This is a genomic window from Paracoccus versutus, assembly GCF_029909795.1.
Lineage (GTDB): Bacteria > Pseudomonadota > Alphaproteobacteria > Rhodobacterales > Rhodobacteraceae > Paracoccus > Paracoccus versutus.
In genome coordinates this window covers 1,817,380-1,841,369 of the sequence record NZ_CP038197.1, presented here as the reverse complement: position 1 = coordinate 1,841,369, position 23,990 = coordinate 1,817,380, and the positions used below count along the sequence as shown (strand labels likewise).

At 70.7% G+C, this 23,990-nt stretch carries 24 protein-coding genes; 9 read left to right on the top strand and 15 right to left on the bottom strand.

All coding sequences use genetic code 11. The annotated features are described in order from the left end of the window. Nucleotides 1-22: 22 nt before the first annotated feature. Nucleotides 23-1,618, bottom strand: coding sequence for a PAS-domain containing protein (locus tag E3U25_RS20415; RefSeq protein WP_116223205.1), 1,596 nt, complete (start codon nt 1,616-1,618; stop codon nt 23-25). Between the two features lie 75 nt (nt 1,619-1,693). Beyond that, entirely contained in the window at nt 1,694-3,037 is a 1,344-nt protein-coding gene (locus E3U25_RS20410; protein ID WP_139293963.1) for an ActS/PrrB/RegB family redox-sensitive histidine kinase, read from the bottom strand. A gap of 89 nt (nt 3,038-3,126) precedes the next feature. On the opposite strand from E3U25_RS20410, the gene E3U25_RS20405 reads away from it, so the two are divergent. The 3 genes from E3U25_RS20405 (at nt 3,127) to E3U25_RS20395 (ending at nt 4,759) form a co-directional block, all read left to right on the top strand. Further along, nucleotides 3,127-3,768 (top strand): SCO family protein, encoded by a 642-nt coding sequence (locus E3U25_RS20405; protein ID WP_116223300.1) that lies wholly within the window; start codon nt 3,127-3,129, stop codon nt 3,766-3,768. Nucleotides 3,769-3,820: 52 nt separating this feature from the next. Beyond that, nucleotides 3,821-4,369: an ActR/PrrA/RegA family redox response regulator transcription factor gene (locus E3U25_RS20400; RefSeq protein ID WP_036758606.1), complete on the top strand. Its 549-nt coding sequence runs from the start codon at nt 3,821-3,823 to the stop codon at nt 4,367-4,369. A gap of 81 nt (nt 4,370-4,450) precedes the next feature. After that, nucleotides 4,451-4,759 (top strand): H-NS histone family protein, encoded by a 309-nt coding sequence (locus E3U25_RS20395; RefSeq protein ID WP_036758604.1) that lies wholly within the window; start codon nt 4,451-4,453, stop codon nt 4,757-4,759. A 44-nt stretch (nt 4,760-4,803) separates the two neighbouring features. On the opposite strand, the gene E3U25_RS20390 is transcribed toward E3U25_RS20395, so the two are convergent. The 3 genes from E3U25_RS20390 to E3U25_RS20380 all read right to left on the bottom strand — a co-directional run bounded on the left by E3U25_RS20390 (nt 4,804) and on the right by E3U25_RS20380 (nt 6,703). Beyond that, complete coding sequence (locus E3U25_RS20390) at nt 4,804-5,412, bottom strand: HD domain-containing protein (protein WP_116223206.1); 609 nt, start codon at nt 5,410-5,412, stop codon at nt 4,804-4,806. Between the two features lie 147 nt (nt 5,413-5,559). Continuing rightward, nucleotides 5,560-6,084 carry a protein-export chaperone SecB gene (gene secB, locus E3U25_RS20385; RefSeq protein WP_036758599.1) on the bottom strand — a complete coding sequence of 175 codons (525 nt, stop codon included), beginning with the start codon at nt 6,082-6,084 and terminating at the stop codon, nt 5,560-5,562. Between the two features lie 49 nt (nt 6,085-6,133). Beyond that, on the bottom strand, nt 6,134-6,703 hold the full coding sequence (locus tag E3U25_RS20380) for an FxsA family protein (protein ID WP_116223207.1): 570 nt from the start codon (nt 6,701-6,703) through the stop codon (nt 6,134-6,136). Nucleotides 6,704-6,817: 114 nt separating this feature from the next. On the opposite strand from E3U25_RS20380, the gene E3U25_RS20375 reads away from it, so the two are divergent. Together E3U25_RS20375 and E3U25_RS20370 are read left to right on the top strand one after the other, a co-directional pair. Continuing rightward, a complete protein-coding gene (locus E3U25_RS20375) occupies nt 6,818-7,474 on the top strand; it encodes a Tim44/TimA family putative adaptor protein (protein WP_072462134.1) in 657 nt (218 codons plus the stop codon). 3 nt (nt 7,475-7,477) lie between these two features. Then, nucleotides 7,478-8,074 carry a Smr/MutS family protein gene (locus E3U25_RS20370; protein ID WP_116223208.1) on the top strand — a complete coding sequence of 199 codons (597 nt, stop codon included), beginning with the start codon at nt 7,478-7,480 and terminating at the stop codon, nt 8,072-8,074. Here E3U25_RS20370 and E3U25_RS20365 read toward each other — a convergent pair. The 3 genes from E3U25_RS20365 to hslU are packed head-to-tail and all read right to left on the bottom strand — an operon-like array spanning nt 8,071 to nt 10,740. Beyond that, nucleotides 8,071-9,144 carry an alpha/beta hydrolase gene (locus E3U25_RS20365; protein WP_116223209.1) on the bottom strand — a complete coding sequence of 358 codons (1,074 nt, stop codon included), beginning with the start codon at nt 9,142-9,144 and terminating at the stop codon, nt 8,071-8,073. The genes E3U25_RS20370 and E3U25_RS20365 overlap by 4 nt on opposite strands. A gap of 60 nt (nt 9,145-9,204) precedes the next feature. Then, nucleotides 9,205-9,381, bottom strand: a complete 177-nt coding sequence (locus tag E3U25_RS20360; RefSeq protein WP_072462136.1) for a PLD nuclease N-terminal domain-containing protein — start codon at nt 9,379-9,381, stop codon at nt 9,205-9,207. Between the two features lie 54 nt (nt 9,382-9,435). After that, nucleotides 9,436-10,740 (bottom strand): ATP-dependent protease ATPase subunit HslU, encoded by a 1,305-nt coding sequence (hslU, locus tag E3U25_RS20355; RefSeq protein ID WP_072462137.1) that lies wholly within the window; start codon nt 10,738-10,740, stop codon nt 9,436-9,438. Between the two features lie 130 nt (nt 10,741-10,870). On the opposite strand from hslU, the gene E3U25_RS20350 reads away from it, so the two are divergent. Continuing rightward, entirely contained in the window at nt 10,871-11,488 is a 618-nt protein-coding gene (locus E3U25_RS20350; protein WP_147304546.1) for a WYL domain-containing protein, read from the top strand. Nucleotides 11,489-11,585: 97 nt separating this feature from the next. Here the strand turns inward: E3U25_RS20350 and hslV are convergent, their stop codons facing one another. Then, the gene (gene hslV / locus E3U25_RS20345; RefSeq protein ID WP_036758586.1) at nt 11,586-12,140 is read right to left on the bottom strand and encodes an ATP-dependent protease subunit HslV; all 555 of its coding nucleotides are present in this window, start codon (nt 12,138-12,140) and stop codon (nt 11,586-11,588) included. Nucleotides 12,141-12,243: 103 nt separating this feature from the next. On the opposite strand from hslV, the gene E3U25_RS20340 reads away from it, so the two are divergent. Then, nucleotides 12,244-13,164: a hypothetical protein gene (locus E3U25_RS20340; RefSeq protein ID WP_116223211.1), complete on the top strand. Its 921-nt coding sequence runs from the start codon at nt 12,244-12,246 to the stop codon at nt 13,162-13,164. Between the two features lie 2 nt (nt 13,165-13,166). On the opposite strand, the gene trxA is transcribed toward E3U25_RS20340, so the two are convergent. The 6 genes from trxA to dapB are packed head-to-tail and all read right to left on the bottom strand — an operon-like array spanning nt 13,167 to nt 22,759. After that, nucleotides 13,167-13,490 (bottom strand): thioredoxin, encoded by a 324-nt coding sequence (trxA, locus tag E3U25_RS20335; protein WP_011749068.1) that lies wholly within the window; start codon nt 13,488-13,490, stop codon nt 13,167-13,169. Nucleotides 13,491-13,542: 52 nt separating this feature from the next. Then, nucleotides 13,543-16,917, bottom strand: a complete 3,375-nt coding sequence (addA, locus tag E3U25_RS20330; RefSeq protein ID WP_116223212.1) for a double-strand break repair helicase AddA — start codon at nt 16,915-16,917, stop codon at nt 13,543-13,545. Continuing rightward, nucleotides 16,907-19,849, bottom strand: coding sequence for a double-strand break repair protein AddB (addB, locus tag E3U25_RS20325; protein ID WP_116223213.1), 2,943 nt, complete (start codon nt 19,847-19,849; stop codon nt 16,907-16,909). The genes addA and addB overlap by 11 nt, the downstream gene beginning before the upstream one ends. Continuing rightward, nucleotides 19,842-20,513, bottom strand: coding sequence for a nucleotidyltransferase family protein (locus E3U25_RS20320; RefSeq protein WP_084197007.1), 672 nt, complete (start codon nt 20,511-20,513; stop codon nt 19,842-19,844). Before E3U25_RS20320 ends, addB begins: the two co-directional genes overlap by 8 nt. Next, nucleotides 20,510-21,928 (bottom strand): tRNA (adenosine(37)-N6)-threonylcarbamoyltransferase complex ATPase subunit type 1 TsaE, encoded by a 1,419-nt coding sequence (gene tsaE, locus E3U25_RS20315; RefSeq protein WP_116223214.1) that lies wholly within the window; start codon nt 21,926-21,928, stop codon nt 20,510-20,512. The genes E3U25_RS20320 and tsaE overlap by 4 nt, the downstream gene beginning before the upstream one ends. Before the next feature lie 24 nt (nt 21,929-21,952). Next, nucleotides 21,953-22,759, bottom strand: coding sequence for a 4-hydroxy-tetrahydrodipicolinate reductase (gene dapB / locus E3U25_RS20310; RefSeq protein WP_116223215.1), 807 nt, complete (start codon nt 22,757-22,759; stop codon nt 21,953-21,955). Nucleotides 22,760-22,828: 69 nt separating this feature from the next. Between dapB and rbfA the strand changes: the two genes are divergently transcribed. Next, on the top strand, nt 22,829-23,245 hold the full coding sequence (gene rbfA, locus E3U25_RS20305) for a 30S ribosome-binding factor RbfA (protein ID WP_024842789.1): 417 nt from the start codon (nt 22,829-22,831) through the stop codon (nt 23,243-23,245). After that, nucleotides 23,235-23,990 carry a phosphodiester glycosidase family protein gene (locus E3U25_RS20300; RefSeq protein ID WP_116223216.1) on the top strand — a complete coding sequence of 252 codons (756 nt, stop codon included), beginning with the start codon at nt 23,235-23,237 and terminating at the stop codon, nt 23,988-23,990. Before rbfA ends, E3U25_RS20300 begins: the two co-directional genes overlap by 11 nt.

The following is a 23,990-nucleotide window of genomic DNA, read 5'->3' as shown; positions in this document are numbered from 1 at the left end:
GCGCCCGCAGGGCAAGACCCGATCAGCCGGTCAGGGCGCGCTGCATCGCGGCAGATGCCGCGGGCTCGGGCTTGTCGGCGGCGCGCGGCGCCTCGCGCCCCATCGGCAGGGGCGGCATCGGGGCGGCAAAGCTCAGCAGCAGGCGCGCGCCGGACAGGCCGCGCAGCCCCCAGGACAAGAGCCCGCCCGCCGGCCCGGCCATGGCCCCGCGCAGCGGCTCGTCCGGCAGCGCCGCGTTCAGCGCGTCGCGCAGGGCGACCAGGCCGGGGCTTGCGCCGCAGGCCTGGGCCCAGACCTGCACATGGCCCTCCAGCGTGGCGGGCGCCGCCGCGCCCCACAGCTCGGCATAGCGGCGGTTCGAGATCAGCAGCTCGCCATTGGCGGTAAAGACCGCCACCGCATCCTCCAGCGCGTCCAGCACCTCGGCGCCCAGCGACAGGTCGGCGCGGAACTTGCGAGTCAGCGAGATTTCCGAGGTGATGTCCTCGAACAGGAAGGCGACCGCGCCGTCGGGATGCGGCCGGCCGGTCACGCGATAGGTCTGCCCGCCGGGCAGCGACCACATCTCGACATGGTGCCCCGAGGAGGCGGCGGCCTCCAGCGTGTTCATCTGGTTGCGCCAGCTGCGGTAATCCTTGGGCTCGGGCACCATCCGCGCCTCGCGCAGCCGGTCGAGAAAGGCGTAAAGCGTCGGCCGCGCGGTCAGGAAGCCGGTGGCAAGCCCGGTCAGGTCGATCAGCGCCGGGTTGAACAGCTGCAGGTTGCGCTCGCGGTCGAAGATCGCCAGCCCGATGGGCAGGTCGGCAAAGGTCTTGGTCAGGGTCTGGACGAATTCGCGCAACGAGCGTTCGGCCCGCACCGCCGCATCGGCGGGCAGGGCAATGGCCACGGTTTGCCCGCCGATCTCGTGCAGGTGGCAATCATACCAGCGGCTTTGCCCGTCATGGTCGATCTGCATCCGCCGCGCGCCGCCGGGGGCGGCGGGCTGGACCGGCCGCGCCGACAGGTCGATGATGCGGGGCAGCGGCCAGACCGTCTGCCCCTGGGCCTTGGCCTCGACCAGGTTCAGATAGGCCGAATTGGCCCAAGTGACCTGCCCCAGCAAATCCTGCCGCCAGGCCAGCATCGGCGAATGGTCCATGGCGCTGCGCAGGATTTCCAGCTCCTGCTCCATCGCGTGCAGGGACAGCGAATCGACCAGGATGCCGGCATCCTCGGCCGCGGGGTCGGCAAGCGTCAGCCGCAGCAGCCCTTCGCCCAGATCCTCGGCCAGAAGCCGCAGCGGGCTGTGGCCGCCGTGCTCTGTCAGCTCGACCCGCGCGGCGCCGCCCAGGTCGGGCAGCAGCGCGCTGAATTCCGGCAGGCGCATGCCCAGCCATGCGCTGAGCCGCTGCCATTCGCTGTCGCCGGGCAGGCTGGCCAGCAGGGTGCGCGCCGGCACGGTGGCATCGACCAGCGTCCCGTCGCGAAACAGGAAGGCGATCGGTTCAAGCGCACGCTCCAATCCGCGCGCCACCGGCGCCCCGGCAAGGCCCCGGTCCGCCAGCCGAAGCCACGCCAGCGCCAGCAGGACCGCCAGCCCCGCCGCCGCGAAGGCGATAAGGAATTGCGCAACCATCGAAACATCCCCGCACGATACAGCCATCTACAACTATAGCGGGATAGTTTAAGAAGTGGTTAACGCGGCTGGAGATCAGGCCAGAATCTCGGGATTGGGGCCCAGGGGGATACGATCCTGGGCCTCGATCATGTCGCGCGGCCATGTCACCAGGATCTCGGCCCCGCCCTTGGCGCCATTGGCAAAGCGCAGCCGCGCGCCCGAGCGTTCCAGCAGCGCCTTGGCGATGAACAGGCCCAGCCCCATGCCTTCGTAGCTGCGGCCGTCCTCGGCCCGCGGCCGGGTGGTCAGGAAGGGGCTGCCGATGCGCGGCAGCAGCGCGGGGGGAAAGCCCGGCCCGTCGTCGGCGATCCGCACCCACAGGTCGCGGCGGTCGGCGCCGGTCTCGATGGTCACGCGGCGGGCGGCGAAATCGACGGCGTTCTGGATCAGGTTGCGCAGCCCGTGGATCACCGCGGCGTCGCGCTGGACGATCAGCGGCTCGGGCGGGGGCTGGACCATGATCTCGGCGCCGCGGCCGCGATGGGGGGCGGCGGCCTCGGCCAGCACCTCGGTCAGCGGGGCCGAGCGGATCAGCAGGTCGTCGCGCCCGGCGCTGCCCATGGATTTCAGGATGTCGCGGCAGCGGTCGGCGGATTGGCGCAGCAGGGCCACGTCCTCGGCCAGATCCTCGCGCTCGGGCAGGGCCTCGTCCAGCTCGTCCGCCAGCTCGGCGCTGACCAGCTTGATCGTGGCCAGGGGCGTGCCCAGCTCATGCGCGGCGGCGGCGACCACGCCGCCCAGATGCTGCAGCCTCTGCTCGCGCTCAAGCGCAAGGCGGGCGGCGAACAGCGCGTCCGAGGTGGCGTTGACCTGGGCCGCGACCAGCCGGGCATAGCCGGCAAAGAACACCGCGCCGATCACAATGGCGAACCAGTGGCCGACCAGCAGCGGCTCGCGCAGCGTGACCAGGCCGCCGGCGCCGAAGGTCAGCGGCTGGGCGCAGATCGCCGACAGCGTGACCATCAGGAAGGTTGCGGCCCCCAGCGCCAGCAGCTGCCGCGGCGGCAGGGCGGTGGCGGCGACCGTCACCGGCGCCAGCAAAAGCAGGGCGAAAGGGTTCGAGAGCCCGCCGGTCAGCGCCAGCAGCGCCGCCACCTGCCCCAGGTCGAAGCCCAGCTGCCAGGCCGCCTCGCGGGCCGAGATGCGCCGATCCGGCCGCATCGTCAGCGCCAGGTTCAGCGCCACCGCCAGGCCGATCACCGCCAGCACCGCCGCCAGCGGGAAATCCGCCCCGATCACCAGCGCCGCGCCGACGGCGGCCAGCTGTCCCGCGATCGCCACCCAGCGCAGCAGGATCAGGGTGCGCAGGCGGATCGGCTCGGGCGCGGGCTGGCCGGGCAGCAGGTCGATGCGGTGGGAAACAAGGCCGAGGGGCACGCTGGGACTTCCTGATGGGACGGGCTTTTGCATTGATACCCATGGCCGGATGGGCGATCAATGCGTCCAAGCGGACGGAGACGCGCCTGATGGGCAAAGACGGAACGATCCTGATCCTCGGCAGCCTGGCCGCGGCCCTGGTGCTGGTGACGGGCGGGCTGTGGCTGTCGCGCGGCGCGGCCGATCCCTTTGCCCCCTGCCGCCAGGGCGGGGTGCAGGGCGGGCTGGACAGCCTGGGCGCGCCCTTCGAGCTGACGGACCAGGACGGGCGGCGAGTCAGCGACCGGCAGGTGCTGGCGCAGCCGGCGCTGCTTTATTTCGGCTATACCTATTGCCCGGATGTCTGCCCGCTGGACAGCGCCCGCAATGCCGAGACAGTGGCGATGCTGGAGGAACGGGGAATGACGGTCACGCCGGTCTTCATTTCCGTCGATCCCAAACGCGACACGCCCGAGGTGCTGGGCGATTTTACCCAGGCCATGCACGAACGGATGATCGGATTGACCGGAACCGCGGCCGAGATTGATGCGGTCGCGAAAGCCTGGCGCAACTATTACAAGGTGAATGACCAGGAAGATCCGCAGAACTATCTGGTGGATCACATGACCAATACCTATCTTGTGATTCCCGGCATCGGCACTGTCGAGCTCTTCGGCCGCGAGCTTTCCGCGCAGCAACTTGCGGAACGCACCGCCTGTTTCATTGACGCGGCGTCAGGCAACGGGGTTTGACCGACTGGACAAAACACTCTAATCAACAGTGAACTTTCAAGGGCAAGTGAATATGGCAGAGGATTACCAAATCGGCCCCGACCCCAGCCTGCTGCTGGTCGACGACGACGAGATCTTTCTGAACCGTTTGGCCCGTGCGATGGAAAAACGCGGCTTCTCGGTCGCCCGCGCCGCCTCGGTCGCCGAGGCACGGACGGCGGTGGCCGAACACCCGCCCGCCTATGCGGTGGTCGATCTGCGGCTCGAGGATGGGAACGGGCTCGATGTGGTGGATGCCCTGCGCGAGGCGCGCGAGGATGCCCGGATCGTCGTGCTGACCGGCTATGGCGCCATCGCGACGGCGGTGGCCGCGGTCAAGATGGGGGCGACGGATTACCTGTCGAAACCGGCGGATGCCGACGACGTGACCCATGCGCTGCTGGCGCGGGGCGACACTTTGCCGCCCCCCCCCGAAACGCCGATGTCGGCCGACCGGGTGCGCTGGGAACATATCCAGCGCGTCTATGAGCAATGCGACCGCAATGTCAGCGAAACGGCGCGCCGGCTGCATATGCACCGGCGGACTCTCCAGCGGATTTTGGCCAAACGCAGCCCGCGTTAATAATCCGGTTCTCAAAAAAGATTGCAATTCATATTGGAATGCAAATAGTGAGAACATACTGCCAAAACCAAGGATAAAGATATGAGCATAGACCTGGACGCAATGTCCTTGCGGGAACTTCGGGATCTGCGCAACAAGCTCGACCGTGCCATTTCCACCTTCGAGGACCGCCGCAAGCGCGAGGCGCTGGCGGCTGCCGAAAGTGCGGCGCGCGAATTTGGCTTCAACCTTGCCGACCTGACCGTCGCCAAGCAGGCGCGCGGCAAGGTGGCGCCGAAATACGCCAATCCCGCCGATCCCTCGCAGACCTGGACCGGCCGCGGCCGCAAGCCGCGCTGGGTGCAAGAGGCGCTGGATGCCGGCAAGAAACTGGACGCCATGGAAATCTGAGCCCATCGCCCCGCATCCAGGATGCGGGGCTTTTTCGTCCGGGATCACGCTTTGCGGTCGATTTCCGCAATAAGCTGGGTAAAGCGCGATAAAAACGCATTGCGCGTTTCCAGGGGCGGGCGCAGGCGTATTTCCAGCCCCTGCAGCAATTCCGGCCGGGGCGCGGGAAACAGGCGGTCCGCCTCGGCCCTGGAAAACCCGGCGATCTGCACGGCCTCCAGCCAGGCCGAGATGCGGTCGGCCCGCTTGATCGCGCGCTTCACCACCGCCGGCAATTGCGCGGGCAGGCCGAAGCGGCGGTGGATCGCCGCGGCCAGCCGCGCATCCATTTCCCCGTATTCCCGCCCAAGCGCCGCCTTCACCGGCGAGATCATGTCGCCGATGACATATTCCGGCGCATCGTGCAGCAGCGCCGCCAGCCGCCAGCGCAGCTCGCAATCGGGGTTGCTGCGGGCGTGGATTTCCTCGACCAGCAGCGAATGCTCGGCCACGCTATAGGCCCAGTCGCCGCGGGTCTGGCCGTTCCAGCGCGCGACGAAGGCAAGGCCATGGGCGATGTCGCCGATCTCGACATCCATGGGCGTCGGGTCCAGAAGATCCAGCCTGCGCCCCGACAGCATCCTCTGCCAGGCCCGTTTCGCGCCTTTCGCCATGCCGCTCTCCGTCTTGTGCCGCGCGAAACTAGCGCCATCCCGCCGGCCGCGCCAGCGCCGCCTGGACGGGTGCGCCGGGCAAGCGAAAGGCCCGCGACCGGGGGGCCGCGGGCCGATGGGGGCCTGCCTCACGCAGAAGTGATCGGCTCAGGACAGCGGCTGGTCGGCCGGCCGCTGGGCCTGCGCCCGGCGCGCGATTTCCTGGCGGTAAAGCGCCACGAAATCCACCGGGTCCATGTTGAAGGGCGGGAAGCCGCCGTCGCGGGTCATGTCCGACACGATGCGCCGCACGAAGGGGAACATCATGCGCGGGCATTCGATCATCAGGAAGGGGTGCAGCTGGTCCTCGGGCACGCCCTCGACATGGAAGATGCCGCCGTAATCCAGCTCGCACAGGAACAGGGGCGACTTGTCGGCGGCGTTCGCGGATTGCACGCGGAACTTGCTGATCACCTCGTATTGGTGCTCGGTCGGGCGCTTGCGGGCATCCAGGCTGACCTGCACGCTGATTTCCGGCTGCACCTCGCCCGAGGGCAGGCCCTTTTGCGCCACCGCGTTCTCAAAGGACAGGTCGCGGATATATTGCGTCAGGATCTGCAGCCGCACGGCCGGCTGCGCTGCATTCTGGGCCTCGGACGCGGCGGCGGCGTCGCTGTTGTTCTCGTCGCTCATGGAAATCTCCTCGGATCTGACGGGGTTCTAGCACCCCGCCGCCCGGCGCTCAATGCCGGGTCCAGCCGGAATTGCCACGCCGCGGAGGCGCCGCGTCGCCCTGGTCGGTCAGCCCTTCGCGCACCGGGCCGGGCGGGTCGTCCTGCACCGAATATTCGCCGTCGATCACCCCGTCCTCGCGCCAGCCGGGACCGCGGCGCAAGCCCGCGGGATCGGCGCCGAAATCGCCCTCGGCCCCATAGCTCTGGCGATAGCTGAAGCCGGTGCCCGTCACCCGCATGCGCGCGGCCATCTGCCGCAGGATCAGGCTGCGCACCGCCGGGATCAGCAGCAAAAGCCCCAGCGTGCTGGTGAACAGGCCCGGCACCACCATCAGCAGCCCGGCGATCATCACCAGCGCACCATGTGCCATCGGTCGGGCGGGATCGCGAAAATCCTGCATGGCGCGCTGCACGTCCAGCGCGGCGCGTGCGCCCTGGTGGCGCATCACCGCCACGCCGGCCACGGCCGAGGCCAGGACCAGCGCGATGGTGGGCAGGACGCCGATCGCGCCCCCCACCTGGATGAACAGCGCGATCTCGACGATGGGCAGGATCACGAAGGGCAACAGCAGCCACATAACGCCTTTTTCCTCCGGCACTTTCTATTTCCCGGCGCCCAAACTGGACTTGGGCCGGTCCTCACCCTACATAAGCATGCGAAAGCGCCGTTACAAAGCTCGTTAGGTCCGTTGATGTCGAACCCCCTGCTGCAACTGCTCGTCCTTGGGGCGATCGCCGTGTTCCTGATCCTGCGCCTGCGCGGGGTTCTTGGCACCCGCGACGGATTCGAGCCGCCGCGCGTCCCCGAAGAGCCGGTCCAGCGCCGCCGCTTCGACGTGATCGACGGCACCGCCGAGGCGGGCGACAGCGACATCACCGACCATGCCGAACCAGGCAGCCCCGCCGCCAAGGCGCTGGCCGAGATGAAGCGGGTCGAGCCCGACTTCGCCGTGGGCCCGTTCCTGTCCGGCGCGAAATCCGCCTATGAGATGATCCTGATGGCCTTCGAACGCGGCGACCTGTCCGAGGTGCGCGGCTTCCTGGCGCCGCCGGTGGCCGAAGCGTTCGAATCGGTGATCGAGGATCGCAAGGCCCGCAACCTGACCACCGAGGCGCAGTTCCTGGGCACCCGCGAAACCGCGCTGGCGGGGGCCGAGTTCACCCCGGCGACCGGCATGGCCGAGCTTTCGGTGCGCTTCGTCGGCGAGATGATCGTCGCCACCCGCGACGCCGACGGCAACGTGGTCGAGGGCGACCCCAAGGCCGCCCGCAAGCAGCGCGACACCTGGACCTTCGCCCGCCGCATGGGTCAGGACGACCCGAACTGGCAGCTGGTCGCCACGGCCTGAACCATGGCACGGCGGCGGGGACTCTCGGCCGAGGACAAGGCCCTGTGGTCCCGCGTCGCCGCGACCGCGGTGCCGATGCACCCTGCCCGCAAGCAGGCCGAGCCCGCGCCTGCACCCCAGCCGCTGAAAAAGCCGCCCGCCATGCCGCAGGCCGCGCCCCTGCCGCTGGCCGGGCTGCGGATCGGCGGGCAGCCCGGCTCGGGCTCGACCCGGCTGGACCTGTCGCCGCCCCCGCGCGAGGCGCTGCATGCCCAGCCGCTGCGCATGGATCACAAGACGCATCGCCAGATGAGCCGCGGCAAGCTCGCCCCCGAGGCACGCATCGACCTGCACGGCATGACGCTGGCCGTGGCCCAGCCGGTGCTGATCCGCTTCATCCTGCAAGCCAAGGCCGAAGGGCGGCGGCTGGTGTTGGTCATCACCGGCAAGGGGCGCGAAGGAGGGCCGGACGCGCCGCTGCCGGTCAGGCCGGGCGCGCTGCGCCACAACGTGCCGCATTGGCTGCACATGCCGCCCCTGAACGCCGTGGTGCTGCAAGTCCGCCCCGCGCATCGCCGCCATGGCGGCGAGGGCGCCTATTACGTCTACCTGCGCCGCTAGAAAGCCGGCGAGATCACGATCTGCGCCGCCCGCTCGGCATGCAGCGCCGCGCGGGTCAGCGGCCCGACCCCGCCGCCCACATCCTCGGAAAACACGCTGTTCAGCTCCTGCGCCTGCGCCAGGATGCGCAAGAGCGCGGGCGAGGTCGCCACGTTGAAATGCCCGTCCCCGGTCGAGAAGGCACCGACATCGACCAGCATCACCGGCAGGTCCGCCACGGGCCCGGCATCGGTCAGGCTGCCCAGCCGCACCGGCTCGGCCGAGATCAGCGCCGACAGGTTCAGTGCCCGGTCCCGCCCCGAGGTGAAGATGACGAAGGGCTGCGGCAGCCTGCCGATGGTCCGGACCTGGGTGCGAAACACGCCCACGTCGATGTCGGGCGAAAGCAGGACCACCGCGCCGATCCGGTCCAGGGTGCGGCGCTCGCCCGCGATGGCCATCTGGCGCAGGCTTTCCATCAGCAGCAGGGCGCCCATGGAATGCGCGACCAGGATCGCCCTGCCGCCGCCCGCCTCGGTGGCGATCTCGATGCTGCGCTCAAGCCCGTCGCGGGAATAAAGCACGCTGTCGCGATCCGCGGCATAGGCCAGCGGCTGCCCGCGCGACGGCCATGAGAAATGCAAGGGCACGCCCGGCAGGCTCAGGTCGCGCTCGATCTGGGCAAAGCGATAAAGCCCCTCGGCGAAGGTGTTGTTGTAGCCATGCACGAACAGCACCACGTCGCGGTCGCCCGGCGGGCGGGCGGCGACGGCGCGGCGCAGGTCGGCCTGGAAATCCTCGGGCCGGGCAAAGCGGGCATATTCCGAGACCAGGAAGTCCCGCTGCGGATCGGGCCTCGCGCCCTTGCGGGGATAGGTGATGGTGCCGGGCCGCCGCTCGGGCGGGACCGAGACATCGACCCGGCCAAAGCTGACGCCTTCCTGCCGGCTGCCCTCGGGGGTGCGGTTGGTGGCGACATAGATGCGCTCGACATGGCCAAGGCGCGCCGCTTCTGGGGCGACGGTGATCTCGCCGCGCGGCGCGCAGGCCGCCAGCAGCAGCAACAGCGAAACAAGGATCCGCCCCGGCATGTCCCCCGCCCTTTCGTCTTGCGGGCGACAATGCCACCGCGGCGGGGGCAGGGAAAGCCCTCAGCCGTAATTCGCCTTGGGCCCCGCGAACCACCAGATGATGAAGCCCAGCACCGGCAGGATCGCCACCAGCGCGATCCAGATCAGCTTGGTGGTCATGGTCTCGTTGGTGTTGATGATCGAGGCGATGGCCCAGACATCCAGCACGAAGATGATGATGCCGAAAAGATAGTTCATGCGCGTCCCCCGCCGTTGCGTCATTCCACAACGGCGGGAAGGCGCCAGGGTTCCTTACAGCACGTAGCGCGACAGGTCGGTCGAGCGCGCCAGGTCGCCCAGGTGCTTCTCGACAAAAGCCCCGTCCACCACCACCGTCTCGCCCGAGCGGTCCGGCGCGCTGAAGGACAGCTCCTCGAACACCCGCTCCATCACGGTGTAAAGCCGCCGCGCGCCGATATTCTCGACCGAGCCGTTCACCTCGGCCGCGATGCGCGCCAGCGCCCGGATGCCGTCTTCGGTGAACTGGACCGTCACGCCCTCGGTCGCCATCAGCGCGGTATATTGCCGGGTCAGGGCGTTGTCGGTCTCGGTCAGGATGCGGACGAAGTCCTCTTCGGTCAGCGCGCGCAGCTCGACCCGGATCGGCAGCCGCCCCTGCAATTCCGGCAAGAGGTCCGAGGGCTTGGCGATGTGGAACGCGCCCGAGGCGATGAACAGGATATGATCCGTCCTGACCGGCCCGTATTTCGTGGAAACCGTGGTGCCCTCGATCAGCGGCAAGAGATCGCGCTGCACCCCCTCGCGCGAGACATCGCCGCCGCGGGCGTCGGTCCGCGCGGCCACCTTGTCGATCTCGTCGATGAAGACGATGCCGTTCTCCTGCACCGCCTCCAGCGCGGCGGCCTTGACGGCCTCGTCGTCCAGCAGCTTGTCGGCCTCTTCCGCGATCAGCAGCTCATAGCTTTCCGCCACCGTCACCTTGCGCCGCACCCGGCGCCCGCCGAATGCCTTCATCAACCCCGACAGGTCCATCATCCCGCCGATGGCACCGGGCTGGCCGGGCATCTCCATCATGCCGAAGGGGCTGGAATTGTCCTGCACCTCCAGCTCGATCACGGTGTCGTCCAGCTCGCCGCGCTTGAGCTTGTCGCGGAACATCTCGCGGGTCTGCTCGCGCGCGCCCTCGCCGGCCAGGGCGGCGACCACGCGCTCCTCGGCGGATTTATGGGCGCGGGCCTTGACCTCCTCGCGCATGCGCTCGCGGGTCTCGATGACGGCGGCATCGGCCAGGTCGCGGATGATCTGCTCGACATCGCGGCCGACATAGCCCACTTCGGTGAACTTGGTCGCCTCGACCTTCAGGAAGGGCGCGCGGGCCAGCTTGGCCAGGCGGCGGCTGATCTCGGTCTTGCCGACGCCGGTCGGGCCGATCATCAGGATGTTCTTGGGATAGACTTCGTCGCGCAGGTCGTCGCCCAGCTGCCGCCGGCGCCAGCGGTTGCGCAAGGCCACGGCCACGGCGCGCTTGGCATCCCTTTGCCCGATGATGAAGCGATCCAGTTCGGAGACGATTTCGCGCGGGGTCAGGTCGGACATTCGGGGCTCCTGTCTCATTTCGGCATCACTTAAAGTCCGCGGGGGGCCGATTCAACCAAGCGGCTGGACCCAAGTCCGAATCCGCGCCAGATCGGCCGCCTTTTTCCCCAGGCCAGCAAGGAAGCCGAACATGCGACCGCGTCGCGACCCGTCCGCCGCCCCGATGCTGTCCCGCCGTGCCCTGGCATCGCGGCTGGCCGCGGCTGCCGCGACGCTGGGCTTGGGCCCGCGCGCGGCCGCGGCGCAGGCGCCCGCCGCGCCGGCGCTCGACCCGGAACTGCGCGACGCCGCGCTGCGCGGCCTGGCGCTGGCGGATCATCGCGGCGATCCGGTGCATGCCGCCGCCGCCCGCGCGGCGATGGACCGGCTGCAACAGGCCGACCCCGAGGGCGCGTTGCTCCTGCGCCTCTATCGCAAGCTGGACGTGCGCCCCGCCGCCCATTACCGCGAGGACATGCCCCAAGCGGCCGCCGCCGACCTGGCGCTGCTGCATGCGGCGATGCGCGCATGCCGGCCGGTCGCCTTCGGCTATGCCGACCTTGCCGGCAATGAAACGCAGCGAACGGTCCTGCCGCTGGCGCTGGTCCACCCGCCGCAGGGCGTCAAGCTGCTGGCCTGGTGCGAAAAGGCGCAGGACTACCGCCAGTTCTTCGTGCGCGCCATGCAGGGGCTAGCCACCGGCTCCGGCGATTTCCGCCGCGACCGCCTGGCGCTGCTGCAAGGGCTGGCGGCAAAGGAAGGCGCCTGAACCCGGCGCCTGCCTGCTTTCTCCGTTGCACAAATACCCTGGGGGACGCCCCGCAAGCCCCGTCGAGGGGCTTGCGGGGCGGGGGGCGAAGCCCCCGCTAGCCCAGAACCTCGACCGTCAGGTTGCCGTTGGTATAGACGCAGATATCCGCCGCGATCGCCATGGCCTTGCGCGCCACCGCCTCGGCATCCAGGTCGCCCTCCATCAGCCCGCGCGCCGCGGCCAGGGCGAAATTGCCGCCCGAACCGATGGCGGCCACGTCATGCTCGGGCTCCAGCACGTCACCGGCCCCCGTCACCACGAAGATGTCGCGCCCGTCGGTCACGATCAACATGGCCTCCAGGTTACGCAGGTATTTGTCCATGCGCCAGTCCTTGGCCAGGTCGACGCAGGCCCGCGCCAACTGGCCGGGCGCCGCCTCGAGCTTCTTCTCCAGCCGTTCGAGCAGGGTAAAGGCGTCCGCGGTCGAGCCGGCAAAGCCCACCACCACCTCATGCCCGCCGGGGCTCAGCCGGCGCACCTTGCGCGCCGTGCCCTTCATCACCGTCTGGCCGACGCTGACCTGGCCGTCCCCGGCGACGACCACGCGGCCGCCGCGTCGCACCGCCAGGATGGTGGTGCCGTGCCAGCCGGGAAATTTGTCTTCGGACATGCCTCTCTCCGATCTCTCGCCTGCGGGGTCAGATATGGGCCGGCCGGGGCTTTCGCAACCCGCCCCCTTCCGCCACGCCGCGCCAGCCGCTAGCGTGCCGGCCATGACCCACGCCCCCGTCCTGCGCGTCTACCTGGAAGGCTCGATGCTGGAAACGGCGCGGGCGGGCAGCTTCAACTTCATGGCCGTGCTGCGCCGGGCGGTCGAGGACGCGGGCTGGCGCGTCGAATGGCACAAGACCGGCGCCGCGGCCCGCATGGCCGCGCCCCTGCGCGACGGCTACGCGCTGTTTCACATGGAGGCGCCGACCCATGCGCGCGCCCTGACCTTTCGCCGCGCCTATCACTACCCGTTCTGGCAGATCGAGCCGGTGCCGCAACGCTGGCGCTTCCAGGTCGCGCAAAGCCGCCACGACCCCGCGGCCATCGACCCCGAGGCCGCGCGCAGCTTCGCCGACCGGCTGCGCGCCCGCGTGCTGCCGGGGCCGCCGCCCCGGCGCGGCGATGCGGTGCTGGTGCCGCTGCAAGGCCATATCCGCCGCTGCCGCTCGTTCCAGACCATGAGCCCCATCGAGATGCTCGAGGCGGTCGCCGCCACCGGCCGGCCCACCACCGCCACGCTGCACCCAAGGGAAGGCTACGACGATGCCGACCGCGCGGCGCTGGCCGGGCTGGCGGCGCGCCATCCGAACCTGACCATCGGTGGCGACAGCATGCGGCTCTTGCGCGACTGCGCCGTTGTCGCGACACAGAACAGCGCGGTGGCCTTCGACGGCTACCTGCTGGGCAAGCCGGCGGTGCTGTTCGCCCAGATCGACTTCCACCACATCGCGCTGAACGTCGCCCAGCTGGGCGCGGCCGAGGCGCTGGCGCAGGCCGAAACCCATGCGCCGGATTTCGACCGCTACCTGTTCTGGTTTCTTCAGGAAAAAGCCATCAACGCCACGCGGCCCGAGGCAGGCGCGCGGATCCTGGCGGCGATGCGCCGGGGCGGCTGGCCGATCGGGACCGCCCCCGGCACCTGAAATCAGATGGATTCGTCGATCCAGGCCTTCAGCGCGGCCTTGGGCGCGGCGCCGATCTTGTTCGACACGACCTGGCCGTCCTTGAACAGGAACAGCGCCGGGATGCCGCGCACGCCAAGCGCGGCGGGGCTTTCGGGGTTCTCGTCCACGTTGACCTTGACGATCTTGACCCGGCCCTCGTATTCGGCGGCCAGCTCTTCCAGCGAGGGGCCGATCTGGCGGCAAGGCCCGCACCATTCGGCCCAGAAATCGACCACGACCGGGGTCGGGGACTGACGGACTTCGCTGTCGAATTCGGCGTCGGAAACGGCTTGGGTGTTGGCCATCGGGCTCTCCTGCAATGTGCCGGCAGGGCCGGCAGGGCGTATCCGTCAACAGCTAGGCACCGGGGCGGTTGGGGTCAAGGCCCGCCATCACCCGATCCAGCAAGTCGTCGGGCAGCGCCATCAGGCTGCGCGCAGCCGTCCAAAGCACCGCAACCTCGACCCGCGCCTGCGGCCAGATCGACCGCAAAGCCGCGCGATAGGCGGCCATCTGTCGCAGGATGCCCAGCGGCACCGCCTGCGGCGTCCCCGGCACCTCGCGGTTCGACTTGTAGTCCACCGCCAGGATGCGGCCGGGCTCGACCACCAGCCGGTCCACCGCCCCGGTCAGGATGCCGATGCCCGGCACCGGCGCGGCCAGCGCTACCTCGGCCATCACCTCGGCCGCGTCGGAAAGCGCAAAGACCTGCGCCAGGTCCGGCGCCTCGATCACCGCGCGCGCCTCGGCCAGCAGCGCCGCCAGTTCCTCGGGGGCCGGCAGGCCGCCCTCGGCATCGGCCAGCACGTCGCGGGCCAGATCGGGCCATTCGGCGGGATCGCGGCCCGGCAGATGCTCCAGCAGCAGATGCAGCCGCGTGCCGAACAGCATCGCCGCCGCGGCATCGCCTTCGCCGGGCGCGCCGATCACCTTGGCGCCGCCCAGAGCCGTCGCGGCGACGGGGCGCAGCTTTTCGGGCGCGGGGGGCGGGGGCGCGCGCAGCCAGTCCGGCTCGGCCAGCACCGGCCTTTCGGCCGGCACCGCATCCGGCGCGTCCTCGGGCCAGTCGCCAAAGGACAGCCGGCGGATCTCGCCCCCCCAGGGCGCGGGCAGGCGCGCCTGGGCCAGGTCGGAGCGGCCCAGCCCGGCCTCGACCATGGCGTGCCAGCTGTCCTCGCCCTGGCCGGTCTCGCCCGCCGCGGCAACGATCAGCCAGCTTTCGGCGCGGGTCAGGCCGACATAGAGCAGCCGCTTGCGTTCCTGCAGCTGCCGCTCGGTCTGGGCGGCGGCCAGTTCCTCGACCGGATCGGGCCGCTCGCCCTTGCGGCCGCGCCACAGCGCCAGCCCGTCCGGGCCGGGCAGCACCGGCGCCTCGCGCGGGGGCTTGCGCTTGGCGGCGTCGGGCATGATGACGATGGGGCTTTCCAGCCCTTTCGAGCCATGCACGGTCATCACCCGGATCAGCCCCTCGCCATCCCCGGCCGAGCCGGGCTGGCGGCGGACCTCGACATCGTCGCCGGTCAGCCAGACCAGGAAGCCGGTCAGCGAGGGCGTCTCCGAGCTTTCATAGCTCAGCGCCTGCGACAGCAGCTCGTCGATGCCGTCCTGCGCCTCGGGGCCCAGCCGGGCGATCAGCCGCTCGCGCCCGCCGTGGCGGATCAGCAGGCGCTGGACCAGGTCATAGGGCCGCATGAAGCCGGTCTGGCCCATCAGGTCGGCCAGCACATCCACCGCATGGCGATGCGTCGATTCCCGCAGCCGCCGCCACAGGTATTCGCCACGCTTGCGCCCGGCGGCGAGGCGATAAAGCTGCTCCTCGGTCAGGCCGAACAGCGGCGAGCGCAGGCAGGCGGCCAGCGACAGGTCGTCCTCGGGCGTGGCCAGCACCGACAAGAGGGCGCGAATGTCCTGCACCGCCATTTCCCCGGCCAGCTTCAGCCGGTCGGCGCCGGCGACGGGCAGGTTCGCCGATTTCAGCGCCGCGATGATCTCGGCAAACAGTTCCGAGCGGCGCTGGACCAGGATCAGCACGTCGCCGGCGCGGATGCGGCGCCGCTGGCCGGTCTTGGCGTCCAGGATCGGCTGGCCCAGCATCTCGTCCACGGCGCGGGCGATGGCGCGGGCCAGCTGCACGGTTTCCGAATTCTCGGCCGGCTGGTCCACCGGGTCGGTCCAGTCGCCGGGCTCGGGCTTGTCGGGCTTGGGGATCGCCGGCCACAGGTCCACCCGGCCCGGCATCCCGGTGCGAAAGGCGCGGTGCTGCGGCGGATCGCCCAGGCCGCGCGCCGCGTCGCCGGCAAAGACCTGGTCGACCAGCGACAGGATCGCGGTCGAGCTGCGGAAGGAATGCCGCAGCTCCAGAACCTGCATCGGGTTCTGCACCGCCTGGAAGGCTTGCGCAAAGCCGGTGCGGCGGGCCTCGAACACCGCGATGTCGGCGCCCTGGAAGCTGTAGATCGACTGCTTGGGGTCGCCCACCACGAACAGGCTGCGGCTGCCGGGCCGCGCGCCCTGGCCGGCGGTGAACTCGTCCGTCAGCCGCTCGATCACCTGCCATTGCGCCGGGCTGGTGTCCTGCGCCTCGTCGACCAGGATATGGTCGATGCCGCCGTCCAGCCGGAACAGCACCCATTGCGCCATGCTGTTTTCCGACAGAAGCCGCGCGGTGCGGTCGATCAGGTCGTCGAAATCCAGGTGGCCATGCGCCGCCTTCTGCGCCCGGTAGCGGGTCAGGAAGCCATGGCCGAAACGGTGCAGCGCCAGCGTGCGCTCGGCATGGGCCAAGGCGATGCGGCGGGGGCGGGCGGATTCGACCCGTTCCATCAGGATCGCCAGGTCGTCGAGCAGGTCGGCGCAGGGGCCGCTGCGCAGCGCCTTGGTCGGGAAGCTGTCGTATTTCGCGGTAAAGGGCTCCTTGGCGCCGGCGCCGGTCAGCAGCACGGATTCGAGGATCGCCAGTTCCGCCAGGCCCGGCTGCGTCCAGTTGCCGGGGCCAAGCTTCGCCGCCGCCTTCTGGTCGGTGGTGCTGCCTTTCAGCAGATGCGGGACCAGCGCGGCGACGACCGTGGCGCCATCGGCGAAGCATTCCGCCAGGAGCGCCCGCATGTCCTCGCCCGGCACCAGCCCGCAAGCCGCCCAGAGCGCGTCCCGGTCCGCGGGGGCATCGAACCCCCGCAGACCGGCGAGGAAAGCGTCAAGCTTTTCGCCCGAATGCAAGGCCAGCAGGTCTTCCAGCTCGGGCGCATGGTCTCGGGCCATTTCCTCGATGATCTCGGCCCGGATCAGCGCGGCGCTGCGGTCGTCAAGCTCGGTGAAGCCGTGCGGCACCCCGGCCTCGATCGGAAAGCGGCGCAGGACGCCCGCGCAGAAGCTGTGGATGGTCTGGACCTTGAGGCCGCCCGGCGTCTCGATGGCGCGGGCGAACAGCCGGCGCGCGGCGGGCAGGTCGGGGGCGCCCGCCTCGCCCAGCCGCGCCAGTTCCGCGCGCAGCGCCGGTTCGGGCAGCATGGCCCATTGGCCCAGCCGCGCCAACAGGCGGTTCTGCATCTCGGTCGCCGCGGCCTTGGTATAGGTCAGGCACAGGATGCGCTCGGGCGCGGTCCCGGCCAAGAGCAGCCGCGCCACCCGGTCGGTCAGCACCCGCGTCTTGCCCGAGCCGGCGTTGGCCGTCAGCCAGGTCGAGCGATGCGGGTCCGCCGCCCGCACCTGCGCCAGCGTCGCCTCATCCATCATCGGCGAACCTCTGCGGCTGGGGGATTTCGGTCGTGTCCCATTCGCCATGCCGCGACAGGTGGTCGTAGTCGCTGGCATGGTCGGACCGCTCCATCGCCAGCCGCGCGGTAAAGCCGCGCTCGCCGCCCAGATAGCGGCGGATCAGGGTGACGAAGCCGGCCCAGGTTTCCTCGGCGAAGCCGGGGCTGAACTCGCGCGGCTCGGTCTTTCCCTCGCCGCCCAGCTGGATATAGCTGATGCCCTCGACCTCGGCCGGTCCCAGCGCCTTGAAGGCGCCGTGCCGGACCATGGCGGCCTCGAGCGGCAATTGCTTGTCGAAATGCGCGATCTGCTTGTCCGAGGGCGGCTTGCCGGACTTGTAGTCATAGACATGCACCCGGCCATCCTGCAGCAGGTCCAGCCGGTCGGGCCGGGCGATCAGGCGGAAATCCAGGCCGGGGACGCCCTGTTCGCCATATTCCTCGACCAGGATCGGCCGGCCGCGCGCCAGCCTTGCGGCCTCGTCCGCCATCAGCCGCTCGGCGATGCCGGCGATGCGCGCGCGCCAGAACAGCCGGGCCGAGGGCCAGGGCACCTCGGCCTCCAGCACCGCATCAGTGATGGAAAGCAGCCGCGCCGCCATGACCTGCGGCGCCTCGGGCAGGTCGGGCAGGCCGCGCAGGAAACGGTCCATGATGTGATGCAGCACGTTGCCGCGTTCGGCCGCGTCGGGTTCGGGGCGCAAGGGGTCCAGCGCGCGCAGGCCCAGCACGCGGCGGGCATAGACGGCATAGGGGTCGCGGATCAGCGTCCTGACCTCGGTCACCGACAGTTCGCGCAGCGCCGGCGGCGGCGGGATGGGCGAGGGGCGATGCGCCGGCGCCAGCCGCATCCGCGGCCGGGCCTGCAACTCGGCCAGGTCCAGCCAATGGCGGCCGCGATCCCGCATCGCCGCCAGCGCCTGCGGCCCCTGCTGATCGGGCAGCCCGCCCAGCAGGTTCACCAGCCGGTTCAGCCAGCGCGAGGGGATGGTCTCGGCCTCGGCATCGCGGCGGGCGCGGGTCAGCACCACCCGGCCCGCGCCAACTGCCTGCTGGAAGTCATGCGCGGCCAGGCCCACCTGGCGTTCGGGCAGGGTCAGCCCGGCGGCCAGCCGCATCGGCCGCGACAGCCACGGATCGGGGGGCAGGGCCTGCGGCCAGCCGCCCTCGTTCAGCCCGGACAGGATCACCAAGCCGGCGGCCTCGTCCACCGCCTCGGTGCGGGCCTCGCGCGGGCCGCGAAAGCGGACCAGCGGATGGGCGGCCACGTCCTGCCGCACCGCCTGTCCCTGCAATTCGTCGTAAAGCAGGTCGCAAAACTCGCCCGGCCGCAGGTCATGGCCCAGATGCGCATGGGCGGCCAGGTGGTCCAGCACCGACCGCGCCAGCCCGCCCGAAGCCTTGGCCCAAAGCTCGGAGGCATCGGCGCTGCCGCGGGGACCGGCGGCCAGATCCTCGGCCAAGGCGCGCAGATCGCGCAGCCGATCCGCCAGGGGCCGCGGCGCCCGATCCTGCGCCAGCGGCACGATGCGGTCCAGCAACTCGGCCAGCCATAGCGCCCAGGGCTTGCTGGAGCCGTCGCCCCGGTCCGCCCAGGCCCGCAGCGCCGCGCCGTCGGGAAAGGCGGGGCCGTTGCGGCGCAGGTGCAGTTCCAGGTCGCGGGCATGGCGGTTGTGGTCGCGCCGGTAGTCGGGGCCAAGGCCCGTCGCCGTCACCGGGTGCTTGAGCAGCACCAGCAGCGCGTCCAGCATCATCTCGGCCCCGAACAGGTCGGCGACATGGCGCAAAAACAGGCCGGCCGCGGTCAGCGGCAAGGGCTGGCCGGCGGAATCGTCGGGGATGATGCCCCAGCGGTCCAGCGCCGATTGCACGCGGCGCGTCAGCATGCGGTCGGCGGCGATCAGCGTCACCGGCTGGCCGCGCTCGACCGCCTCGCGGATGATCAGCGCCACGGCCTCGGCCTCTTGCCCCGGCTGCTCGGCCTCGATCAGGGTCAGGCGTTCGGTCGCGGGGACCAGCGGACCAAGGCGCGGGCCTTCCTCGATCCATTGGTCGGTGACGGGCGCCGGGCGCAGCGCCAGCGAGATCAGCCGGTTGCGCGCCGGGTGGGGGGCGGTGCCGGGCAACCATTCGCCGGGCGGCCCGAACTCGGCCAGCAGCGGCGCATAGCGCGCCTGCGGGTGATCCTCGGACAGCGCGTCGAGCCCGTCCCAGACCACCTGCGGCAGGTCGGCATCGAAGCCCGGCAGCACCACCGCGCCCATCGGCAGCCGGGCGACGGCGCGCATGAAATCCCGCGTCGCGCCATGCGAGCCGGTCGAGCCGGCGACGACCACCGGGCCCTGCGGCAGATCCTCGCCCCGCGCCCAGGCTGCGGCCAGCGCCTGGGCCGCGGCGCGCTGGCGGGCCTCGCGGTCCTGCGGCGGGTCGGACAGGTAATAGCCGGCGGCGATCTTGAGGAAGGCCAGCGCGCGGCCCCAATGCTGGGCATGTTCGCTGGCGTCGATGCGGTCCAGCGCCTGCGCGTCCAGCCCCTCGAGCTGCATCTCGGCCATCAGCGCCGCCAGCGAGGCGGCCAGTTCCGGCACCGATTGCCCCTGCGCCAGGTCGGGATCGGCCCGCAGCGCGGCGTCGATCAGGCGGCCCAGCTCCAGCCGGCGCGCCAGCGGCGCCGTGGCCGCGCCGCCGCCCAAGTCGGCGATCAGCCGCAGCCGGGGCAAAAGCAGCGGCCCGCGCCGGATGAAGGCCTGGCGCAGCGCCATCAGCGACTGGCCGGAGTTGGCATAGACCGTGACCCGCGCCATGTCCTGCGGCGGACGGTCCGCCATGCGCCGGACCAGCCCCTCGGCCAGGCCGCCGGCAAAATCGGCGCCGCAGGGCAGGGCGAATACGCCGTTCTGCCAGTCAGGCATCGAGCAGGCTCTCGGCCAGCGGGATGCAGTCGGGCCGGCCCACGTCGCACCATGCGCCGGGATGGACCAGGCCGTAAGCGCGGCCCTCGGCGATCATCAGATCCCAGAGCCGGTTGAGCGAGAACACCTGCTCGGGGATCTCGGCCAGCCGCTCGGGGCGGATGATCTGCACGCCGCCATAGACCAGGTCGCCCTTGCGGATCAGCCGGCCGGCAGAGCCAAGGCTGAAATCGCCGCCGCCCTGCCGGCCATGCGTCCGCGCCAGCGGCACCAGCATCAGAAGCGCGTCCATGTCCTCGCGCCAGCCGTCCAGCAGGGCGCGGACCGGGTTCGGGCCGGTCCAGACCACATCCGGGTTCATCGTGATCACAGGGCCGGGGCCAAGCAGCGGCAGCGCCTTGCGCAAGCCGCCCCCGGTCTCCAGCAGCAGGTCGGCTTCGTCCGAGACGGCGATGTCCTGCCCGGCGACGTGATCGCGGATCTGCTGGCCCAGGTGGTGGATGTTCACCGCCACCGGCCCGACGCCCGCCTGCCGCCCCAAGGCCAGCGCGCGATCCAGCAGCGTCTGGCCACCGACCGCGATCAGCGGCTTCGGCACCCTGTCGGTCAGCGGTGCCATGCGGGTGCCCTTGCCCGCGGCAAAGATCATCAGCGGCAAGGTCATCCGGCGATGCCCTCGATCACCTCGGGGGTCGGGGCCGGGATGCCCTCCAGCGCCTCGGCCAGCGGCGCCAGGGCCGGATGGGCCAGGTCGCGCTGGATCGCCGCCCAGACGCGCGGCATCATCGCCAGGTAGCGCCGCTTGCCTTCGCGCTGCGCCAGCCGGGTGAAAATGCCCATGATGCGCAGGTTGCGCTGCGCGCCCAGAAGCGCATAGGCGGCGCGAAACCGTGCCTCGTCCACCCCGGTCGCGGCGATGTAGCGGGCGATCTGCGCCGCCTCGATCCCGGGGGCGACGTCCCGGCGGGCGTCCTGCAGGGCCGAGACCAGGTCATAGGCCGGATGCACCGCCACCGCGTCCTGGAAATCCAACAGGCCCAGCGGCGCATCGGCCCGCCAGACCACGTTCTCGGCATGGAAATCGCGCAGGCCCAGCACCGGCGGCATGTCGGCGGCCAGCTTGGCATGCAGGTGCTCGATCACCGCGGCGACCTCGGCCCCCTTGCCGGGCGCGCCGGCGGCGGGGGGGTAGTATTCGGCGAAAAGCCCGACCTGATGCGCCAGTTCCGGCCCGTCGAGGCGCGGCACGAAATCCGGCGGCTCGTGGCCATGCAGCTGCACCAGCAGGTCGGTCATGCGGTCATAGATGCGGGGCGCAAGCTCGGGCCGCTGCTCCAGCACGCGGGCGACCAGGTCGTCGCCCAGATCCTCGATCAGCAGCAGGCCCTGCGCCTGGTCGGTGGCCAGGATCTCGGGCGCGTGCAGGTCCAGCGCCCGCAGCCATTGCGTCATCGCAACATAGGGCGCGGTCACGCCGGGCGAGGCATCCATCAGGACCGCGCTGCGCCCGCCGTCCTCGACCAGCCGGAAATAGCGCCGCGACGAAGCATCGCCCGCCAGCGGCCCGAGCCGCGCCCCGGACCAGCCGGCGCGGTGGATCAGCCGGGCGATGGCTGGCAGGCGGGTCATCAGGCCCCAATGCGGCTCGGAGCCCGCCAGGGTGATGCGGCGCAGGTCGGGCGCATCCGCCAGGGGCTCCAGCCCCACGGTCAGCGCGCCCTCCAGCGGGCTGCCATGCTCGGGCCATTCGACCAGCACGATGGCCTCGCGCATGGCCTCGTCGAGGCCAAGCTCGGCCAGTTCCTCGGGATGGGTCAGGCGGTAGAGATCGGCATGCCAGATCTCGGTCCCCATCGGGTCGGCATAGGTCTGGACCAGGGTGAAGGTGGGGCTGGGCACCTCTTCGGCCGCCTCGCCCTGGCGGGCGCGGATGAAGGCGCGGGCGAAATGGGTCTTGCCGGCGCCGACCGGCCCCTGCAACGCCACCACGTCGCCCGGTTTCAGGACAGCCGCCATCACCCGCGCCAGGCAGGCGGTCAGGTCGGCATCGGCATCGTCAAGCGTCGCAAGCAGGGTCATGGCGTGAACCTAGACGCTGGAGCCTCAAAGACCAAGCACATCCGCCATGTCGTATTCGCCCGGCCCCTTGTCCTGGCCCCAAAGCGCCGCACGCAGCGCGCCGCGGGCAAAGATGGCGCGGTCGGTGGCGACATGGCGCAGCACCACCCGCTCGCCCGTCGTGGCGAAGATCACGTCATGCTCGCCCACGATGTCGCCGCCGCGGATAGCGGAAAAGCCGATGGAGCCGGGCGCACGGGCGCCGGTGATGCCTTCGCGCGCCGGGGTGCGCAGTTCGTCCAGGCTGTGGCCGCGCCCGGCGGCGGCGGCCTCGCCCAGCATCAGGGCGGTGCCCGAGGGCGCATCGACCTTGCGGTTGTGATGCGCCTCGACCACCTCGACGTCCCAATCCTCGCCGAGCGCGGCGGCGACCTTGCGGGTCAGGCCGACCAGCAGGTTCACGCCCAGGCTCATGTTGCCGGCGCGGATGATCGGCGCGTGACGGGCGGCGGCACGCAGCTTGTCCAGGTCCGCGGGCTCGAATCCCGTGGTGCCGATCACATGCACGGCGCGGGCCTGCGCGGTCAGCTCGGCAAAGGCCACCGTCGCCGCCGGGGCGGTGAAGTCGATCACCGCCTGCGCCTTGGCGATGGCCTCGACCGCGTCGTCGGTGACGGTGATTCCCAGCGCCGCGCCGCCCATCGCCTCGCCCAGGTCGCGGCCGATCCAGGGGCTGCCCTCGCGCTCGATGGCACCGACAAGACGGGCCTGGTCCGACCCCAGAATGGTGCGCACCAGCATCTGCCCCATGCGGCCCGACGCGCCCGTGATGACGATTCCCGGTTTTTCCATGCTCGATCCCCCGTTTGCGGCATGTCTATCCCGTTGCGGCGCGGGCCGCGACCCCCTACATCTGCGCGCATGGCACAGAACCGCTTTCATTCCGGCACCGGCCCCTCGCAGCGCCAGCTTCGCGTGGGCGAGCTGATCCGCCGCACGCTTTCCGACGTCCTCCTGCGGGGGGATGTCCACGATCCCGACCTGAACCGGCATTCGATCACGGTCGGAGAGGTGCGGACCTCGCCCGACCTCAAGGTCGCGACGGCCTATGTGCTGCCCCTGGGCGGGCAGGGCGCCGAAGAGGCGCTGGCCGCGCTGCGCCGCAACGCGGGCGAGCTGCGCCACCTGGTCGCCAAGGCGATGACGCTGAAATACGCGCCGCAGCTGCGCTTTGTCTTGGACGAGACCTTCGACCGCATGGACGACACCCGCCGGCTCTTGTCCGAGGACCGGGTGCGCCGCGACGTCGAATCGCACCCGGAAGACGATGAAGATTGACCTCAAGCGCCGGCTGGGCCTGGCCCTTGGTGCGCTGATCGCCATAACCCTGCCCGCCATGGCCGGGATCTGCGAAAAGCGCGACTTCGACGGGCAGGGCTATGTGATCTGCACGCTGACGGCCGGGCAGGAGCCGGGGCTGCGGCTGTGGCTGAACGGCCCCGACGGCCGGGTCTTGGGCGATTTCACCGCCGTCCGCCGCACGCTGGCCGAGGGCGAGGTGCTGGGCTTTGCCATGAATGCCGGCATGTATCACCCGGATTTCACCCCGGTCGGGCTTTACGTCAGCGACGGCGTCAGCCAGCACGGGCTGGTGACGGCCGGCGGCGGCGGCAATTTCGGCATGCTGCCGAACGGCGTCTTCTGCACCGGCGGCGCGCGGCCCTATCAGGTGATCGAGAGCCGGGCCTTTGCCAGGGCCGCCCCGGACTGCCGCATCGCCACGCAATCGGGGCCGATGCTGGTCATCGACGGCGCGCTGCATCCGCGTTTCCTGGTGGACAGCGACAGCCGCTATGTCAGGAACGGCGTCGGCGTCTCGCCGGACGGGCAGACGGCGTGGTTCGCCATCTCGGACCGGGCGGTGACGTTCCACGAATTCGGCCGGCTGTTCCGCGACGGGCTGGGGGCGCAGGATGCGCTGTATTTCGACGGCTCGATTTCGCGGCTATACGCCCCGAGCCTGGGCCGCGCCGATTTCGGGCGGCGGCTGGGGCCGATCATCGGATATGTAGGACAGAACTAG

Coding starts and splice junctions, on each gene's coding strand:
- E3U25_RS20320 (WP_084197007.1), bottom strand. CDS start 20,513: ATGACCTTGCCGCTGATGATCTTTGCCGCGGGCAAGGGCACCCGCATG.
- E3U25_RS20390 (WP_116223206.1), bottom strand. CDS start 5,412: ATGGCGAAAGGCGCGAAACGGGCCTGGCAGAGGATGCTGTCGGGGCGC.
- hslU (WP_072462137.1), bottom strand. CDS start 10,740: ATGTCCGACCTGACCCCGCGCGAAATCGTCTCCGAACTGGATCGCTTC.
- rbfA (WP_024842789.1), top strand. CDS start 22,829: ATGGCACAGAACCGCTTTCATTCCGGCACCGGCCCCTCGCAGCGCCAG.
- hslV (WP_036758586.1), bottom strand. CDS start 12,140: ATGTCCGAAGACAAATTTCCCGGCTGGCACGGCACCACCATCCTGGCG.
- E3U25_RS20375 (WP_072462134.1), top strand. CDS start 6,818: ATGTCGAACCCCCTGCTGCAACTGCTCGTCCTTGGGGCGATCGCCGTG.
- dapB (WP_116223215.1), bottom strand. CDS start 22,759: ATGGAAAAACCGGGAATCGTCATCACGGGCGCGTCGGGCCGCATGGGG.
- E3U25_RS20360 (WP_072462136.1), bottom strand. CDS start 9,381: ATGAACTATCTTTTCGGCATCATCATCTTCGTGCTGGATGTCTGGGCC.
- addB (WP_116223213.1), bottom strand. CDS start 19,849: ATGCCTGACTGGCAGAACGGCGTATTCGCCCTGCCCTGCGGCGCCGAT.
- E3U25_RS20350 (WP_147304546.1), top strand. CDS start 10,871: ATGCGACCGCGTCGCGACCCGTCCGCCGCCCCGATGCTGTCCCGCCGT.
- tsaE (WP_116223214.1), bottom strand. CDS start 21,928: ATGACCCTGCTTGCGACGCTTGACGATGCCGATGCCGACCTGACCGCC.
- E3U25_RS20300 (WP_116223216.1), top strand. CDS start 23,235: ATGAAGATTGACCTCAAGCGCCGGCTGGGCCTGGCCCTTGGTGCGCTG.
- E3U25_RS20405 (WP_116223300.1), top strand. CDS start 3,127: ATGGGCAAAGACGGAACGATCCTGATCCTCGGCAGCCTGGCCGCGGCC.
- E3U25_RS20400 (WP_036758606.1), top strand. CDS start 3,821: ATGGCAGAGGATTACCAAATCGGCCCCGACCCCAGCCTGCTGCTGGTC.
- secB (WP_036758599.1), bottom strand. CDS start 6,084: ATGAGCGACGAGAACAACAGCGACGCCGCCGCCGCGTCCGAGGCCCAG.
- E3U25_RS20380 (WP_116223207.1), bottom strand. CDS start 6,703: ATGTGGCTGCTGTTGCCCTTCGTGATCCTGCCCATCGTCGAGATCGCG.
- E3U25_RS20415 (WP_116223205.1), bottom strand. CDS start 1,618: ATGGTTGCGCAATTCCTTATCGCCTTCGCGGCGGCGGGGCTGGCGGTC.
- trxA (WP_011749068.1), bottom strand. CDS start 13,490: ATGGCCAACACCCAAGCCGTTTCCGACGCCGAATTCGACAGCGAAGTC.
- E3U25_RS20365 (WP_116223209.1), bottom strand. CDS start 9,144: ATGCCGGGGCGGATCCTTGTTTCGCTGTTGCTGCTGCTGGCGGCCTGC.
- E3U25_RS20370 (WP_116223208.1), top strand. CDS start 7,478: ATGGCACGGCGGCGGGGACTCTCGGCCGAGGACAAGGCCCTGTGGTCC.
- E3U25_RS20395 (WP_036758604.1), top strand. CDS start 4,451: ATGAGCATAGACCTGGACGCAATGTCCTTGCGGGAACTTCGGGATCTG.
- addA (WP_116223212.1), bottom strand. CDS start 16,917: ATGATGGATGAGGCGACGCTGGCGCAGGTGCGGGCGGCGGACCCGCAT.
- E3U25_RS20340 (WP_116223211.1), top strand. CDS start 12,244: ATGACCCACGCCCCCGTCCTGCGCGTCTACCTGGAAGGCTCGATGCTG.